Annotated in this window: 13 protein-coding genes and 3 pseudogenes; 4 read left to right on the top strand and 12 right to left on the bottom strand. The window is 61.0% G+C overall.

Annotation, left to right across the window (positions count from 1 at the left end; all coding sequences use genetic code 11):
• Positions 1–131: 131 nt before the first annotated feature.
• From fapF to pnuC, 8 genes are all read right to left on the bottom strand, one after another.
• A complete protein-coding gene (gene fapF, locus LOY51_RS14040; RefSeq protein ID WP_125858763.1) occupies positions 132–1,409 on the bottom strand; it encodes a fibril amyloid transporter FapF in 1,278 nt (425 codons plus the stop codon).
• A gap of 46 nt (positions 1,410–1,455) precedes the next feature.
• On the bottom strand, positions 1,456–2,199 hold the full coding sequence (gene fapE / locus LOY51_RS14035) for a fibril amyloid subunit FapE (protein ID WP_258641682.1): 744 nt from the start codon (positions 2,197–2,199) through the stop codon (positions 1,456–1,458).
• Between the two features lie 32 nt (positions 2,200–2,231).
• A complete protein-coding gene (gene fapD / locus LOY51_RS14030; protein WP_125858761.1) occupies positions 2,232–2,912 on the bottom strand; it encodes a fibril amyloid maturation endopeptidase FapD in 681 nt (226 codons plus the stop codon).
• 66 nt (positions 2,913–2,978) lie between these two features.
• Positions 2,979–4,430: an amyloid-like fimbrin subunit FapC gene (gene fapC / locus LOY51_RS14025; protein WP_110994510.1), complete on the bottom strand. Its 1,452-nt coding sequence runs from the start codon at positions 4,428–4,430 to the stop codon at positions 2,979–2,981.
• A 48-nt stretch (positions 4,431–4,478) separates the two neighbouring features.
• Positions 4,479–5,051 carry a fibril amyloid subunit FapB gene (gene fapB / locus LOY51_RS14020; RefSeq protein WP_125858760.1) on the bottom strand — a complete coding sequence of 191 codons (573 nt, stop codon included), beginning with the start codon at positions 5,049–5,051 and terminating at the stop codon, positions 4,479–4,481.
• 1 nt (position 5,052) lies between these two features.
• Positions 5,053–5,490, bottom strand: a complete 438-nt coding sequence (gene fapA / locus LOY51_RS14015; protein ID WP_125464174.1) for a functional amyloid chaperone FapA — start codon at positions 5,488–5,490, stop codon at positions 5,053–5,055.
• A 297-nt stretch (positions 5,491–5,787) separates the two neighbouring features.
• Complete coding sequence (locus LOY51_RS14010) at positions 5,788–6,339, bottom strand: AAA family ATPase (RefSeq protein ID WP_125464173.1); 552 nt, start codon at positions 6,337–6,339, stop codon at positions 5,788–5,790.
• Positions 6,336–6,902, bottom strand: coding sequence for a nicotinamide riboside transporter PnuC (gene pnuC / locus LOY51_RS14005; protein WP_125858758.1), 567 nt, complete (start codon positions 6,900–6,902; stop codon positions 6,336–6,338). Before pnuC ends, LOY51_RS14010 begins: the two co-directional genes overlap by 4 nt.
• Positions 6,903–7,086: 184 nt before the next feature.
• On the opposite strand from pnuC, the gene LOY51_RS14000 reads away from it, so the two are divergent.
• The gene (locus LOY51_RS14000; RefSeq protein WP_190305982.1) at positions 7,087–8,343 is read left to right on the top strand and encodes a DUF2599 domain-containing protein; all 1,257 of its coding nucleotides are present in this window, start codon (positions 7,087–7,089) and stop codon (positions 8,341–8,343) included.
• Here the strand turns inward: LOY51_RS14000 and LOY51_RS13995 are convergent.
• Positions 8,340–9,030 (bottom strand): annotated as a pseudogene (locus LOY51_RS13995) (transposase). The gene LOY51_RS14000 and the pseudogene LOY51_RS13995 overlap by 4 nt on opposite strands.
• Before the next feature lie 262 nt (positions 9,031–9,292).
• Between LOY51_RS13995 and LOY51_RS13990 the strand changes: the two are divergent.
• The gene (locus LOY51_RS13990) at positions 9,293–10,183 is read left to right on the top strand and encodes a halovibrin HvnA (RefSeq protein WP_258641680.1); all 891 of its coding nucleotides are present in this window, start codon (positions 9,293–9,295) and stop codon (positions 10,181–10,183) included.
• A 194-nt stretch (positions 10,184–10,377) separates the two neighbouring features.
• Here the strand turns inward: LOY51_RS13990 and LOY51_RS13985 are convergent.
• From LOY51_RS13985 to LOY51_RS27155, 3 genes and pseudogenes are all read right to left on the bottom strand, one after another.
• Positions 10,378–11,068 (bottom strand): annotated as a pseudogene (locus LOY51_RS13985) (transposase).
• A gap of 353 nt (positions 11,069–11,421) precedes the next feature.
• A complete protein-coding gene (locus LOY51_RS27160) occupies positions 11,422–12,156 on the bottom strand; it encodes a methyl-accepting chemotaxis protein (protein ID WP_374045888.1) in 735 nt (244 codons plus the stop codon).
• A gap of 138 nt (positions 12,157–12,294) precedes the next feature.
• A pseudogene (locus LOY51_RS27155) lies at positions 12,295–12,966 on the bottom strand (cache domain-containing protein); the annotation flags it as partial.
• A 387-nt stretch (positions 12,967–13,353) separates the two neighbouring features.
• Between LOY51_RS27155 and LOY51_RS13975 the strand changes: the two are divergent.
• Complete coding sequence (locus LOY51_RS13975) at positions 13,354–14,184, top strand: undecaprenyl-diphosphate phosphatase (RefSeq protein ID WP_125466206.1); 831 nt, start codon at positions 13,354–13,356, stop codon at positions 14,182–14,184.
• Positions 14,184–14,606: a DUF1294 domain-containing protein gene (locus tag LOY51_RS13970; protein WP_258641678.1), complete on the top strand. Its 423-nt coding sequence runs from the start codon at positions 14,184–14,186 to the stop codon at positions 14,604–14,606. The genes LOY51_RS13975 and LOY51_RS13970 overlap by 1 nt, the downstream gene beginning before the upstream one ends.
• Positions 14,607–14,636: the final 30 nt, after the last annotated feature.

The raw sequence follows: 14,636 nt of genomic DNA, 5'->3' as shown, positions 1-14,636 counted from the left end.
CGTTCCTCTTGCCATGAAACCGTCACACAAATGTGCGTGATGATATCAGGCCGGAGGTAGGAAGGTGCCGTAGGACAAGGCTGGTTACCAAAACGCGGGCTCGTCAGGCGAGCCCTGTTCTGCTGGCAAGCTCAGAAGTAGTACGGGAATTTCAGGCTGAACGAGAAGTCCGGCGCATCTTCGGTCAGGCCAATGGCCAGGTTCGGCACGATGGTCAGGTTGTCGGTGGCGGCGAAGGTCAGGCCGACGTTGAAGTTGGCCGCGTTGTAGTCGCTGTTGGAGATCGACTGCCAGTCGCCACCGTCGGGTCTGATCTTGCTTTTGCTGGCGAACTGGTCAGTGACCGAGAACGACATGCTCATACGCTCGTTCAGGGCGAAGGCGATACCGCCGCCGATTTGCCAGGAGTCGCCGAGTTTTACGTCACCTTTGACCTTGCTGTTGACCTGGGGGCTGATGTCACTGAACGAATCCTGCACGTTATAGGTGTAGGACAGGCTGCCGAACAGCACGGCCGGGTCGAAGGTCTTGACCAGCGAGATACCCGGGGTGATCGACCACACGCCATTGCCGGTCGGCAGGTCTTCGGGGATCGCCAGGTTGTCGTTGCCGGGGTCCTGCCGGAGCTTGATCCCGTAAGGGTCCTTGCCGGTCGGTGCCTTGATGCGCAGCGTGGCGACCGCGTCAGGCCAGTTTTCCGACTCATCGATAAACTTGTAGGCCACCCCGACGTTGACGTCGCCGAGGGTGGGGTCGCGCGTGACAGTGCCTTCGGAGTTTGCCGCGGCGGCCCCACCCGCGCCCCCGGAGGAATAGGTGGATTCGCGATACACGATGGGTGCGTTGATGTCGAACTGCCAACGCTGGTCGACGTTGTAGCGTGCCGTCAGGTCCAGGGTCCAGTTGTCCGCCTTGATGCGGTCGATGTTGATGTTGCCAAGGAAAATCGCGTCCAGCGCCAGAAAGCCGTTGAGGGTCAGCGCACGGGTATCGTAGTGGGTGTAGGTCAGGCCGGTTTCGACGCTGAACTTGCCGCCACCGAAGAAACCACTGGCTTCGTCGTACAGGTTGGAGACGCTTTGCGCGGGTTGGGAGTCGTCCTGCAGCGACTGGCCGTAGGAGCTCCCGGTCGTACCTGGCGCGCCAGTGGCCACGGTTTTAGCGCCCTTGACCCCTTCGGCGGGCGACTTGACCAGGCGTTTCGGAGCAGGTGCTGGCGGGGCTTCCTCGACTTGCCGCAGGCGTTGTTCCAGCACCATCAGGGCATTTTGTTGCGCTTCATAGCGTTGCTTCAGTTGGACCAGCTCCTGTTTCAGTGCTTCGACTTGTGGGTCCGATGCTGCCAGCAAGGTGGCCGGGGCCAAGGTACTCAAACAGACGATAGTTCTGAACGTCAACAAACGATGCATGGATTAGCCGTCCCTTCTGACTGCAAACGATGAGACTGAGCGTAGATCAGTATCCGAGATTGCGAAGGCCTTTGAGTTGGTCCAGGTTGGCGTTCATCGGCCCGGCCGTGGCGTTGTCGCGCAGCACCACATTGAGCGAGGTGATATTGCGCACCTGGTTGCTGGAGCCGAGCAGGGTGGTGCTCTGCATCAGCCCGCCCTGGCCCAGGCGCTGCAGGGTATTGCCCTGGTTGTTGCCGGCGATGATGTTCATCTGCACGCCGTTGCCGGCCGCAGAAACACTCAGCGAGCCTGCACCGTTGGCCCCGGTCAGCGGCGAGCCTGCAGCCAGCGCCTGGCCTTGCGGTTGGCTGGCCTGTGGCTGGTCGCCCCTGGCAACGGTGATCTGGACATCGTTGTAGGCGCTGTTGTAGTCGCCTGCCGCGCGTACCACTTGGGTTACCCCCTGGGTGGTATTGAGGCCAGCACCCCCGCTGACGGTACCGGTACCGGCGCTTTGGGCCTGCGACGAGCCAGTGCCTTTTTCATTGATGATCGACACATAGAACTGTGGCTTGATGGTCGATTGTTGAATCTGCATCGAGGAGGTGGCGCCGATCACTTCACCGTTGGCGTTCTGCCAGGTGCTGGACATGACGATGCCGAAACTGACGATCCGCCCCGGCATCACGTAACGCCCGCGTAGATTCGCCAGTTCCTGGTCCTTGAGTTCGATGGGTTTGAACGTTTCTGCCTGGGTTGGCAGGCTGGCGGCCAGGCAGGCCGCAATCAGCCAGATCGGAGTCTTCATGGGAGGTTCCCCTGGGCGTCATGCCCGATTTGTTAGAAGAAGTCGCTTCTGATGAAACCGAAATCCAGCAACTCCGCGTCCTTTACCGGGGTGAATTGGTTGAGGCGGTTCTTGGCGCTGAGCGGAAGGGGTGGCGCGAGCAGCGCATTGCCCTTGTCGTAGCCTTGGCCGATGACGGCGAAGATGATGCCGTTCCAGCCCTTGACGAAATCGTCGATCTTGAAGCGTTTGTGGCCCAGCACCGGGTCACCGATGTAGACCCAGCCCCTGTCGACCCGCTGCATGACCACGAAATGCTTGTAGCCACGGATATCCATCAGCACCACGACCGGGATGCGGATGTCATGCAGGGACTCGGGGGCTACCCGGTAGCCACGGGCACGCATGCCCAGGCTTTCCACGTAGCGCTTCATGTCGAGCATCGAGAAACCCTGGGTGCGGACCAGGTCCTGGTCGGCATTGGCCAGCATGCCCTCGATCACATGTTGTTCATCCACGTCCAGCCAATAGGCTTGGCGCAGGATGGTTGCCAGCGATGCGGCGCCGCAACTGAAGTCGGTCTTCTGCTGCACAAGGTCGGCGAACTTGCGTTCGCGGATGCTCTGGATCGGTTTGTAGATGACCGCGCCACCCGGCAGGACGGACAATGGCATCTGGGCGGCTTCGATCACACTGGCCAGGCACAGCAGTAACGCCAAGGCAAAAATTCGCATGTTCGATGCCCCCATCGGTCCAGTTCGAAGGAAGGCCCCCCGAAGGGGGCCTCCTGGCTACAGCGATCAGAACGAGGTGTTGGAGATGGCCAGCGAGTTGCTTTGCTGGTTGCCCACACCGGCGGCCACGTTGACGCCCAGGTTGCCACTGCCACCGTTCAACGAACCACTCATGGTGGCGTTGTTGGTTACAGGGTTGGCCCAGCCGGTCGGGGTCAGCACTTGGAAGGACACAGTGTTGCTCAGCGAGTACTCGCTAGCTTCGCTCCAGCTCTTCGAGATGCTGTCCGACGATTGCGAAGCTTTTTCGCCGGATTTCTCGTAGGCCGAGGCGTTGGCTTTTTCCCATGCCGACTCGTGTGCCTTCTCGTATGCGTTGTTGCGAGACTTGTCATACGACGAGTCATGGTTGCTGGCATACGCGGAGTCATACGCCTTCTCGAACGACGAGTTGCGCGTCTTGTCGAAGGCCGAGTCGCTGGACGAGCTGTGCGCCTTGTCGATCGACGCGTCGAGCGAGGCGGTCAGCGAAGCATCGAACTCACCACTGCTGGAGCGGGTGTGGTTGCCGAAGGTCTGCGACTGCGAGGCACTGCCCGCAGCGCTGGCATCCAGCGAAGCAGTCACCGAAGCGCTCGAGGTCGAGTTGTGGTTGCTGCTGGCGGTGCCGTTGACATTCGAGCTGTGGGAGCCGCTGGCATTCATGCTGTTGGAGCCGCTGGAGCTGTTGCTGTTCGAACCGCTGGCAGTCATGCTGCTCGAACCGCTCGAGCTGCTGCTGTTGGAGCCGCTGGCGCTGCTGCTTTGCGAGCCAGACGCGCTATAGCTGGAGCTGGAGCTCTTGTCGATGCTGGCATCGAACGAACCGCTGCTAGAGGACGAACCACTCTTGGTGGTGGTGAGCGTGATCGTATCGATGGTGTAGCTGCGATCGGCTCTGTTTTCGACGGTCAGGCCAGGTCCATTCTGGTTGGCCGAAGCAGTGGCGGTTGAATTGCCGACGGGCGCACTGTTGTTGGCAATGGCCATGGTGTTTTTCTGCTGGTTCAGATCGCCGGCCGCGACGTTGATACCCACGTTGCCGCTGGTGTTGTCAGCCGAGCCGCTCATGACTGCGGAGTTCTGGGTTGACCAGTTGTACACGCGGTTGCCGTTGCTGTACTGGTCGACCTTGGCGGTGGCGGTTGCGGTGCCGAACACGAAGTCGTTGTCGGACGCGGTGTTGGCGATGGCCGCTGCGTTGTCCTGCTGGTTGCCATTACCGGCCGCCACGTTGATGCCGACGTTACCGCTGGCGCCACCGGCGGAACTGCTCATCTCGGCATTGTTGATGGTGCCTTCGTTGAGGATCTTGTTACCAGTGCTTCTTTGCACATCGGTCGCTTTGGCCGTGGCGTTGGTGTAGACCGTTCTGTCGTGATTGTGACCACGCCGGTTGTTCTGATCCGCTTGTGCAGCAACAGCCATGACCGCAGCAATTGCGAAAACCAGAGGCTTGATTGCCATCGAGGGTTTCATGGTGTTTCTCCGTCTTTTTAGGTTAAGTGTTGTGCTTACCTTTTTGGGTCATTCCGCGACCCGGACGCTTAGGGTGTTGGCCATGCGGTTTCCCACCCCGGCGCTCTGATTCAACTGAATCACCCCACGGCTACCGGTGAATGCCTGGTCGCTGGTGTTGACCTGGCGATAGCCGGGTATGGAGTCAGTTGCATCGGAGGTGTTGCGCAGCGCCACGTTCTGTTGCAACAGGACGCTGTCATCGAGACTTTGCGGTTGGGCACTGATGCTGATGCGCAGTGCGTTGGCTTGCTGGGTACCGGCGCCGGCGCTCTGGTTCACGCCCAGTACGCCGCTGCCACGGCTGAAAGCATCGCCCTGGATACTGGCGCGGCTGTCCCTGGCAGGGTCGACCGTGGTCTGCAGGCGCTGGCGGATCTGCGTCGTCGCGTTGGCCGAATGGCCGTTGGCCAGGGCACGGGCGTTGGCTTGTTGCTGGAAGTCGCCGGCCGCCTGGTTGACCGCCATGTTGCCCAGGTACTGGCTGGCGGAACTGTCGATGATGGCAGTGTCGACTACTGGGGATTGGGCGAACGCCGGTGCACTGCAAAGGGTGGCCAGAATCAGCAGCGAATGCCTCATGTCATTGGCCTCGGGTTAGGGCTTGCAGAGGCGCAAGGCCGCGCTGCACGCTGGAGTTGACCATGTTGCCGATGCCGCTGCCGGAGCCGCTGCCACGCCCGGCGGAGAGGTTGGGCAACTGGCTCTGGGTACTGATGTTGCCGCCCATGTTGTTGGTCTGTTGGTTGACCAGGGATGAGATGCCCGCGCCACTGCTGATACTGGCGAAGTCACCATCACTGAGCTCATGGGTCTGTCTGATGATCTGTGCTGACGGGTTGGCATTGGCCGTGGTCGGGGACGGGTCTGGTATCACCGGGAGGCGCGTTGCGTTGCGCACCTGCACATCACGGGTGATGACGATGAGGCCGTTATCGGCTTGGGCCTCGAGGCTCAGGCTTGCCCCCAGGGTGAAACCGACCAGCAGCAGGCAAGACACGCCTCTGTCGAATTTCCTCACGATGGCTACTCCCTCAATCGGGCGCTGGTCGTTCAGCGTTGCGAGTACAGAGAGCAGAAGCTGTGCCGCTTTTTGTTTTCCTTTGTGAATCAGAGGCTTGCTCGAGCTAGCTCGAAAAGCACCACGAATACTGTGTCAGCGCTGAAACAGCGCCCTCTGCACAGGTGCCGCAGGCCGCGTAGTACGGGGGATGTGAAGAGATTGTCGGGCAGTGTCTCAGTGCTGACACACTTCCCTCACTTCTGGGCGGCGGCCCCCATTTGCGGGGGCTGCGGGGTGGTGGGGTGTATCAGTGCATTAACATTCGGTAGCACAGGCTGGCACCTGGCCATCGAGCAGCCGCGCCACGGCGGCGAGGGCGGCAGCACTGCGCTGGGGCCAATCGCCCTCGATCACTTGATAGGGTCGTTGCTGTGCCTGTAGCCAATCCAGGCTGTCGGCAAAGAACTGCTGGCGCTGGGCAAGCTCAGGCTGGCAGCGCATGCCATCGCCCACCCAGGCCACACCCTCGGGCCTCAGCAGCAGGTGCAGGTCGTAGTGGCGTGCGTTGAGCGCCTGCTCTATCCAGGGCGGGCAATCTGCGAACAGCGCGCGGCTCCAGAGGATGTTGCTGAGCAGGTGGGTGTCGAGAATCAGCAGGGACGGCGCCAGCTGGCGCGCCTGATCCTCCCACTGCAACTGGCCGCGGGCGATGGCGGGGATGTCGGCATAGCAGGTGTCGCGCTGCTCCTGCTCGATGAAATGGCGCACGTACTCACCCACCAGCACGCCACCGAAGTGCGCCTGGATCTCACCGCCGAGCCAACTCTTGCCGCTGGATTCCGGGCCACACAGCACCAGCGTCTTCATGCGGCCGCCAGTGCCGGGTCGCGGCGCCACTCAAGCCAGCCACGCACGGCAATCAGGGTGAACAGGGCGTACAGTGCGGCAGTGAGGTACAGGCCCTTGTACAGGAACAGGCCAACGAAGATTACGTCCAGCACCATCCACAGCACCCAGCATTGCAGGCGCTTCTGTGCCATCCACAGCTGCGCTACCAGGCTGAAGCCGGTGAGCGCCGCATCGAGCCAAGGCTGGGCAGCATCGGTGTAGTGGGCCATGGTCGCACCGAGCACAAGGCTGGCGACTAGGCCGGTGCCAAGGCCTTTGAGCATTGGCGCCAGGCCCAGACTCGACACCTGGCGCGCGTCTTCCACGCGGTCCGGACGGGTCCATTGCCACCAGCCGTAGAGTTGCAGGACCGCATAGACCAGTTGCAGCAGCATGTCCGAGTAGAGCTTCACTTCATAGAAGATCCAGCTGTACAGCACCACCATGACCAGGCCGATCGGCCAGCACCAGGGGTTCTGCCGGACAGTGAGCCAGACGGCGATGACGCCGAGCGCGGCGGCGAAGAGTTCGAGGCCGGACATCGGCGATCCTTGACGGGAATTGAAGGCGGCGATTGTAACCTGCAATAGGGGGGCAATTGGGAACGATGCAGCGACCTGTCATTTTTGCCAGTTTTCTGCACAGGTGGCGCACGCCAAGATGCAGTCACGCACCGGGCCAAGGTTGTGCCAGGCCAGGCGACAGACTTTCCTTGGAGCGACGATCATGCTTGGGCGTCCCATACTCGTTTTGACAACCCTTGTGCTCGCAGCCTTTGATTCTGCACAACCAGTGGCATTGGCTGCCACCTGCGAACAGACGGCAGAAAACCTGCAACGACGATATGCACAGACTCCAGCCTATTGCAGCAGTGATTCGGCGCCAGGCTTTCTCTGCTCGGGCGTGGTGCTCAGAGGCACGGAGCCCGCCGCCAGGGATGGTCTCTACAACACTTGGGACGCCGACGCACCCACACGCTTGAACGATGCGGTGTCATACGCATTCCTGCGCAGTGACGCCAACTTCAAGCGTTTGACCAAGGACCATCAGAGCGGCTACATCCTGTACCCGATCATGGAGCTCCAGGCACCCAAACATCGATACGAAGTGCTGTGCGCATACCCGGTCGACGGCGGCACGGCTGAGCGCAGCGAAGCGGGCTGCGGCACCTTCGCCCAGGCGGCGGACCCTTCGATTGGTCGGTCGTGCCATACACAAGGCATCCTGGATGGGCGTGCCTGGGTTACACACTATGAACAAAGCACCCAGGGCGATAATCGCAACGCCTGTGGGTTTGCCGTGAATGACGCCCTCAACCAGCAGGCGGTGAGCAACTTCAACGCCGCGCTCCAGGCCATGAGAAACAAGCGCAGCCTGTTCTTCCGTGAGAACGAACTGCGTATCAAGGATTGGAGTGCCTCGACCCCTGTGGCGCAGTTGCCCATCGAGTCGTTCTTCTACATTGCGGGTAACGAGCGAGGCCTGGCCAACGCCAGGCTCGAGCAACATCGCTACTTCAGGCAGAGCAATATCTGGGTGCCGATCATCGCCGTGACGCTGCCGCAGTCTCGCAGTGCCAAGGCCCAATTCGTTTGCCAAAGCAGCGACCAGGCCATCGCCGAGGGCACGCCGACTCCGATCAACGAGTACGTCCAGCTAGGTGAATGGATCAGGCGCAACGATGTCGGCAGTGAGGGTGTGGAGTGGTCCCTGTCGCTCGAACCGACGCCGTTGGGGCGGGAGCAGAGCACGCCGCAAGGGTACGCCAGGATGTATGCCGAAATACGCCGCAAATATGGCAACGATTACCAGTGGCTGCAGAATGATGGCGGCGGCATGTACCGCCAACTGGTCTGCCATTTGAACATCGCCAGAGACAAGGACCGCTACAACCTCGAACCGTTCAGGCACGATCTGAGCCAAGAGGACTCCGATAATGCGGGCTGCAATCCGGTACGGATCCTGGAGCAGGGCAAAGGCTAGGTTCTGTACGAAAAGAGATGTCGCAAACACCGCATGGAACAAGCCAGTGAGACCATTGCGGCATAGCTTTTCGCGAGCTTGTCGAAGCGTATCACGATGCGGCGGTTCTCTTTCAGCCAACCAAACATGCGCGCGATAATGTTGCGCTGTCGGTACTTGGGCCGGTCAAACAGTCTGGGTAAGCCAGGCTTGGGTTTGCGTTTCATTGAGCGCAATGGGATCACGGGTTGCATTCGGTACTGGTCGCAGTAGCGGCGCAGCGCTTCAGCGTCGTAGCCCTTGTCGGCGAGCAGCCACTTGCAGCGCTTGCGCGGGCGGCCACGTTGGCTCGATGGAATGCTGACTTCGTCCAGCAGTTGCGGCCTAGAGCGTGATCGGCAGGCTCGTCAGGCCCCCCTTTTTCCGAGCGCCGGATGAGGCTCGGGTTGCACGTACCGCGGTTGAGTCGATCATCCAAGTTTGCAGATCGATCAAGCCTTGCTCATTCAATCTCAGGTGTAAGCGTTTGAGCATCTGATCGAATGTCCCCTGATTTCGCCAGCCGCGAAACAGTTGATACACCGTTGACCATGGGCCGAAGCGGTCCGGCATATCTCGCCACGCAGCGCCCGAGCAGAGCACCCAGAGCACGCCATCGAGCATCAGGCGGTCGTTCAGGCGTGGCCGCCCTCGGCTTTGAGTTTCGATGAAGAGATCGGAGACAGCATCTCAGGCCTCGTCCGAGAGTTCGTAACGCTTTGCCATCACAGAATTCCTTTGCGTAGATGGCCGGGAACCCTACAGAATTTCAGCTTCTGAGGGGCGTCGATTCAGTTTCTCGGGATTTCGTACAAAGCCTAGCCAATCAGTGTGACCTGTTATTTTTGCCAGTATTGGACTCCAGTCTTCCAGCTTAAGCTCCTGATCGTGCGCGATGAAAAACTCGTGTTAACTATTCGGGAGTCTAACGATGAAAGCACTGCATATCCTGTTGTTGATGGTTTTGCTGGTGTCGGGCTGCACGCGTCATGTTGACGAGTCATCCCCACTGGTTAATCCTGGCATAGCGTCGACACTCAATAATCGCTACAACGATATTCGCCAGAACTGCGGTGATGATTCCAAACCGGCCTTTTTGTGCGCAGGCGTTGTACTGCGAGCCACGGGCGACAGTGCCGGCTTTGACTTCTGGAACCCGAGCCCCGGCTCAGTTTCAAGAGGAGGGGTGTCCTTCTCGTATCTGCGCAAGGATGCCAACTTCACGACAACGGTGACGGGAACGGTCAAAGGCTACATCGCTTACCCTGTCCTGCAGGCCCCCCCCGAAACCGCAAAGGGATTCGATTATCTGTGTGCCTTCCCGATAGATGGGGCAACCGCCAATCGGACGGATCGCGGCTGTGGACCCCATTCTTATTATCCGAGTCAGAGTCGATATTGCAGTGTGTTGGGGATAACGACAGCGGAAAAGTTTTATGCCCATTACATGCAGCAAACCAATCCCAGCCATCGAAAGTTCTATCAGTGCAGCTTCGATATTCGTGATGCTTCGAATGCGTTGGCCGGGCCGGCCTTCTATCAAATGATCAGGTCGATGAAGATGATTCCGCGCGAAGCATTGAACGATCAAAATGAGTTGGTGGTGAGAACCTGGGCACAGAATATTCCCAGTCAACTGCCCATTGAGGCGTTATTTTACCTGGAAGCCAATTCGGCAGGCTTGACGCAGGTGCGCCATGACCAAACGCGGTTCAAGGCGGCGACCGGTAAAGCGATACCTATTGTCAGGCTGAAATTACCTGCCAATCACCAAGGGGCGGCATTGTTTTCCTATGATCCTGCTGATCAGGTCGTTCGCTAGGTTTTGTACGAAAAGTATGGCCATCCAACTTTGTGGGAGCGGCGGTGTGCCGATGCGACTTACCCCGCGATCTGCCGCACGCGGCAGCAAAACCAGAATCCGCGGCGTCTTTGACACTATTTGATATTGGGTACAGGAGTGCTTCGCACTCCATCGCAGGCAAGCCCGCTCCCACAAAATTTTTCGTACAGAGCCTAGGCTCTGTACGAAAAGAGATGTCGCAAACACCGCATGGAACAAGCCAGTGAGACCATTGCGGCATAGCTTTTCGCGAGCTTGTCGAAGCGTGTCACGATGCGGCGGTTCTCTTTCAGCCAACCAAACATGCGCGCGATAATGTTGCGCTGTCGGTACTTGGGCCGGTCAAACAGTCTGGGTAAGCCAGGCTTGGGTTTGCGTTTCATTGAGCGCAATGGGATCACGGGTTGCATTCGGTACTGGTCGCAGTAGCGGCGCAGCGCTTCAGCGTCGTAGCCCTTGTCGGCGAGCAGCCACTTGCAGCGCTTGCGCGGGCGGCCACGTTGGCTCGATGGAATGCTGACTTCGTCCAGCAGTTGCGGCCTAGAGCGTGATCGGCAGGCTCGTCAGGCCCCCCTTTTTCCGAGCGCCGGATGAGGCTCGGGTTGCACGTACCGCGGTTGAGTCGATCATCCAAGTTTGCAGATCGATCAAGCCTTGCTCATTCAATCTCAGGTGTAAGCGTTTGAGCATCTGATCGAATGTCCCCTGATTTCGCCAGCCGCGAAACAGTTGATACACCGTTGACCATGGGCCGAAGCGGTCCGGCATATCTCGCCACGCAGCGCCCGAGCAGAGCACCCAGAGCACGCCATCGAGCATCAGGCGGTCGTTCAGGCGTGGCCGCCCTCGGCTTTGAGTTTCGATGAAGAGATCGGAGACAGCATCTCAGGCCTCGTCCGAGAGTTCGTAACGCTTTGCCATCACAGAATTCCTTTGCGTAGATGGCCGGGAACCCTACAGAATTTCAGCTTCTGAGGGGCGTCGATTCAGTTTCTCGGGATTTCGTACAGAGCCTAGGGTTCGTATGAAAAGTCGCCGAGCGGCGATCAGGCAAGGCGAAAACAGGCGAGGAACGGCCGGGGTCGCGCTCGACTTGACTGTAGTCAATGAGCATTCTGAGCCTGTTTTCAACGCAGCATGGTCGTCGCGCAGGCACTTTTCCTACAAAGCCTAGCGTGGGCGGGAGGGCCTCCCCGGGTAGGGAGGCCCTGGCGTGTTCAGACTCTGAACTGGCGCAGCAGTTGTTCCAGATCGCTGCTCAGGCGTGCCAGTGCGACGCCGGAATCGCTGGACTGGCGTGCCGCCTCGGCGGTCTGCTGGGACAGCCCGGCGGTTTCGGTGACGTTGCGGTTGATCTCTTCCACCACATGGGACTGCTGCAGGGTGGCGCTGGCGATCGAGGCGTTGAGTGCGCCCAGGTTGTTCAGTGCCTGGCTGATGGCATCCAGGCTGGTGCCCGCCTCGCGGGCCTGGTCGACGGTCTGGCGCGAGGCCTCGCTGCTGGTGTCGATGGCCCTGACCGCGGCCTCGGACTGCCCCTGCAGGTGCTCGATCATGGTCTGGATTTCGGCGGTCGACTGGGCGGTGCGTTGGGCCAGCAGGCGCACTTCGTCGGCGACCACGGCGAAACCACGGCCCTGCTCGCCGGCACGGGCGGCCTCGATGGCGGCGTTGAGGGCAAGCAGGTTGGTCTGCTCGGCGATGGCGCGGATCACTTCCAGCACGCCGCCGATCTTGGTGCTGTGGCTGGCCAGCTCGCGGATCACCTGGACCGCCTGCTCGATGGTCGCCGAGAGCCGGTCGATCTGCTGCAGGCTGCCGTGGATCGCCTGCTGGCCATGGCCGACCTGCTGCTGCGCGTCGCGCATCTCGCTGGCAGCCTGTTCGGCGTGCTTGGCCACGTCGTGCACGGCGTAGCTGACTTCGTTGATCGCCGTGGCCACCTGGTCCATCTGCAGCGACTGCTGGGTGCTGCGCGCCTGGGCGGCACCTGCGTTGTCGCCGACATGCCCCGCCGACTCGGCGAGGGCGTGGGCGGCGCCCTGCAATTGGCCGATCACGCCCTGCAGCTTGCCGTTGAAACGGTTGAAGTGCTCGCCCAGATGGGTGATCTCGTCGCGGCCGTGGGTGTCCAGGCGCCGGGTCAGGTCGCTTTCGCCGCTGGCGATGTTGCCCATGGCCTGCACCGCCTCCTGCAGCGGGCGGGCGATGCTGCGGGCAATCAGCATTACCACCAGGGCCATCAACAGGGCGATGCCCAGGCCAACCAGGGACGCGTCGCGCAGCTGGCGGGCGAATTCGGCCTGCACGTCGTCGATGTAGACGCCCGAGCCGATGACCCAGCCCCACGGCTCGAACAGTTGTATATAGGAGGTCTTGGCCACCGGCTCGCTGGCGCCGGGCTTGGGCCAGCGGTAGTCGACCGGGCCGGCGCCCTGGGCACGGGCCAGCTTGACCATTTCGTTGAACACGGCAAACCCGTCGGGATCGCGGATGGCCGAGAGGTCCTGGCCGTCGAGCTTGGGGTTGGCCGGGTGCATGATCATCTTCGGTTGCAGGTCGTTGATCCAGAAGTAGTCGCTCTGGTCGTAACGCAGCCCGCGCACCACTTGCAGGGCCTGCTGCTGGGCGGCTTCGCGGCTGAGTGTGCCGGCGGCCTCCAGGCCCTGGTAGTGCGCCAGCACCCCTGCGGCGGTCTGCACCACATGGCGGGTCTTCTCGGCCTTGGCCTGGTACAGGTCGCCATGGATCTGGCGCAGCATCAGCAACCCCAGCACCAACAGCATGGCCACGGCCACCAACAGGATCAGCCACAGGCGGCGGCTGATCGACATCGACCTCAGGGTCTTCATGATGCGTTACTCCGGTCTTGTTCTTTTTATCGAAAGCATCCAAGCATGCTTTGCCGCCAGGCCCCACACGACCAACGGCTAAGTGCGCAGTGCGCGCGATCCGTGTTGCAGGTAACGCAAGCCTTGAACCAAGGGCTCTGCTAGGATTTCGGCCGTGCCAGATGAAACCTTTAGGCCGCTGGGCATTTATGCTGGCGTTGCCACTGCTGTCGCTGTAAAACAGCCGCGCCGCGTGCGGCAACTACGTGCAAATCACTACAAGCGGCCCGCCAGGAGCGGTGCTGCATCGGGGGAATGATGGATTTTTGGAGTGCCTTGCAGGCAATCATCTTGGGCGTTGTCGAGGGCCTGACGGAGTTCTTGCCGATTTCAAGCACCGGGCACCAGATCATTGTCGCCGACCTGATCGGTTTTGGCGGTGAGCGGGCCATGGCGTTCAACATCATCATCCAGTTGGGCGCAATCCTTGCGGTGGTCTGGGAATTCCGGCGCAAGATCTTCGACGTGGTGCTGGGCCTGCCCACTCAAGCACCGGCGCGGCGCTTCACCGCCAACCTGCTGATCGCCTTCATGCCGGCGGTAGTGCTGGGGGTGCTGTTCGCCGACTTGATCCACGAGTACCTGTTCAACCCCATTACCGTGGCTGCGGCCCTGGTGGTCGGTGGGGTGATCATGCTCTGGGCCGAACGTCGCCAGCACCGCATCGAGGTGGACCATGTCGATGACATGAGCTGGCACCATGCCCTTAAGATCGGTTTCGTCCAGTGCCTGGCGATGATCCCAGGCACCTCGCGTTCCGGCTCGACCATCATCGGCGGCCTGCTGTTCGGCCTGTCGCGCAAGGCGGCCACCGAGTTCTCGTTCTTCCTGGCCATGCCGACCATGGTCGGTGCGGCGGTGTATTCGGGCTACAAGTACCGCGAGCTGTTCCAGCCCGGCGACCTGCCGGTGTTTGCCCTGGGCTTCGTGGTGTCGTTCATCTTCGCCATGATCGCGGTGCGCGCGCTGCTCAAGTTCATCGCCAATCACAGCTACGCCGCGTTCGCCTGGTACCGCATCGTCTTTGGTCTGCTGATCCTGGCCACCTGGGAGTTCGGCTGGGTCGACTGGTCGACGGCGCACGGCTGATGGCGCGCCCGCAAACCGCTGCCCGTGGCGAGGCCCAGGGCGTACGCAATCCACGCCTGAAGCTGCTCGCTCTGGCCATGCTTTGTTTGCTGCCGATATTGGGCGGCCTGCAGATGGGCTTGAGCGGGCAGTCGTGGCTGCCATTGGCACTGTACCCGCTGGTGAGCCTGGTGAGCCTGCTGCTGTACTGGCAGGACAAGCAGCAGGCGCGCAACCAGGCCTGGCGCACCCCGGAGAAAGTGCTGCATGCCAGCGAGCTGCTCGGTGGCTGGCCCGGGGCGCTGCTGGCCCAGCAGCTGTTTCGGCACAAGACCCGCAAGCTGTCCTACCAGCTGGTGTTCTGGGGCATCGTCGCGCTGCACCAGGTGTTCTGGTTCGATCACCTGCTGCGGGGTGGCCGCGGGCTGGGGCAGTTGCTGTAGGTAGCCATCGCTGCGACTTGCCCCGCGCTG

The sequence above is a fragment of the Pseudomonas sichuanensis genome (assembly GCF_024749065.1).
GTDB lineage: Bacteria > Pseudomonadota > Gammaproteobacteria > Pseudomonadales > Pseudomonadaceae > Aquipseudomonas > Aquipseudomonas sichuanensis.
The sequence above is the reverse complement of the archived record's forward strand: the minus strand, read 5'-3'. Positions and strand labels throughout refer to the sequence as shown.

Bases quoted from the DNA above. Each gene is read 5' to 3' on its own strand.
- LOY51_RS13970 (WP_258641678.1), top strand. From the start codon at position 14,184: ATGGCGCGCCCGCAAACCGCTGCCCGTGGCGAGGCCCAGGGCGTACGC.
- LOY51_RS13990 (WP_258641680.1), top strand. From the start codon at position 9,293: ATGAAAGCACTGCATATCCTGTTGTTGATGGTTTTGCTGGTGTCGGGC.
- fapB (WP_125858760.1), bottom strand. From the start codon at position 5,051: ATGAGGCATTCGCTGCTGATTCTGGCCACCCTTTGCAGTGCACCGGCG.
- fapF (WP_125858763.1), bottom strand. From the start codon at position 1,409: ATGCATCGTTTGTTGACGTTCAGAACTATCGTCTGTTTGAGTACCTTG.
- fapC (WP_110994510.1), bottom strand. From the start codon at position 4,430: ATGAAACCCTCGATGGCAATCAAGCCTCTGGTTTTCGCAATTGCTGCG.
- fapD (WP_125858761.1), bottom strand. From the start codon at position 2,912: ATGCGAATTTTTGCCTTGGCGTTACTGCTGTGCCTGGCCAGTGTGATC.
- LOY51_RS14010 (WP_125464173.1), bottom strand. From the start codon at position 6,339: ATGAAGACGCTGGTGCTGTGTGGCCCGGAATCCAGCGGCAAGAGTTGG.
- fapE (WP_258641682.1), bottom strand. From the start codon at position 2,199: ATGAAGACTCCGATCTGGCTGATTGCGGCCTGCCTGGCCGCCAGCCTG.
- pnuC (WP_125858758.1), bottom strand. From the start codon at position 6,902: ATGTCCGGCCTCGAACTCTTCGCCGCCGCGCTCGGCGTCATCGCCGTC.
- LOY51_RS14000 (WP_190305982.1), top strand. From the start codon at position 7,087: ATGCTTGGGCGTCCCATACTCGTTTTGACAACCCTTGTGCTCGCAGCC.
- LOY51_RS13975 (WP_125466206.1), top strand. From the start codon at position 13,354: ATGGATTTTTGGAGTGCCTTGCAGGCAATCATCTTGGGCGTTGTCGAG.
- LOY51_RS27160 (WP_374045888.1), bottom strand. From the start codon at position 12,156: ATGGACCAGGTGGCCACGGCGATCAACGAAGTCAGCTACGCCGTGCAC.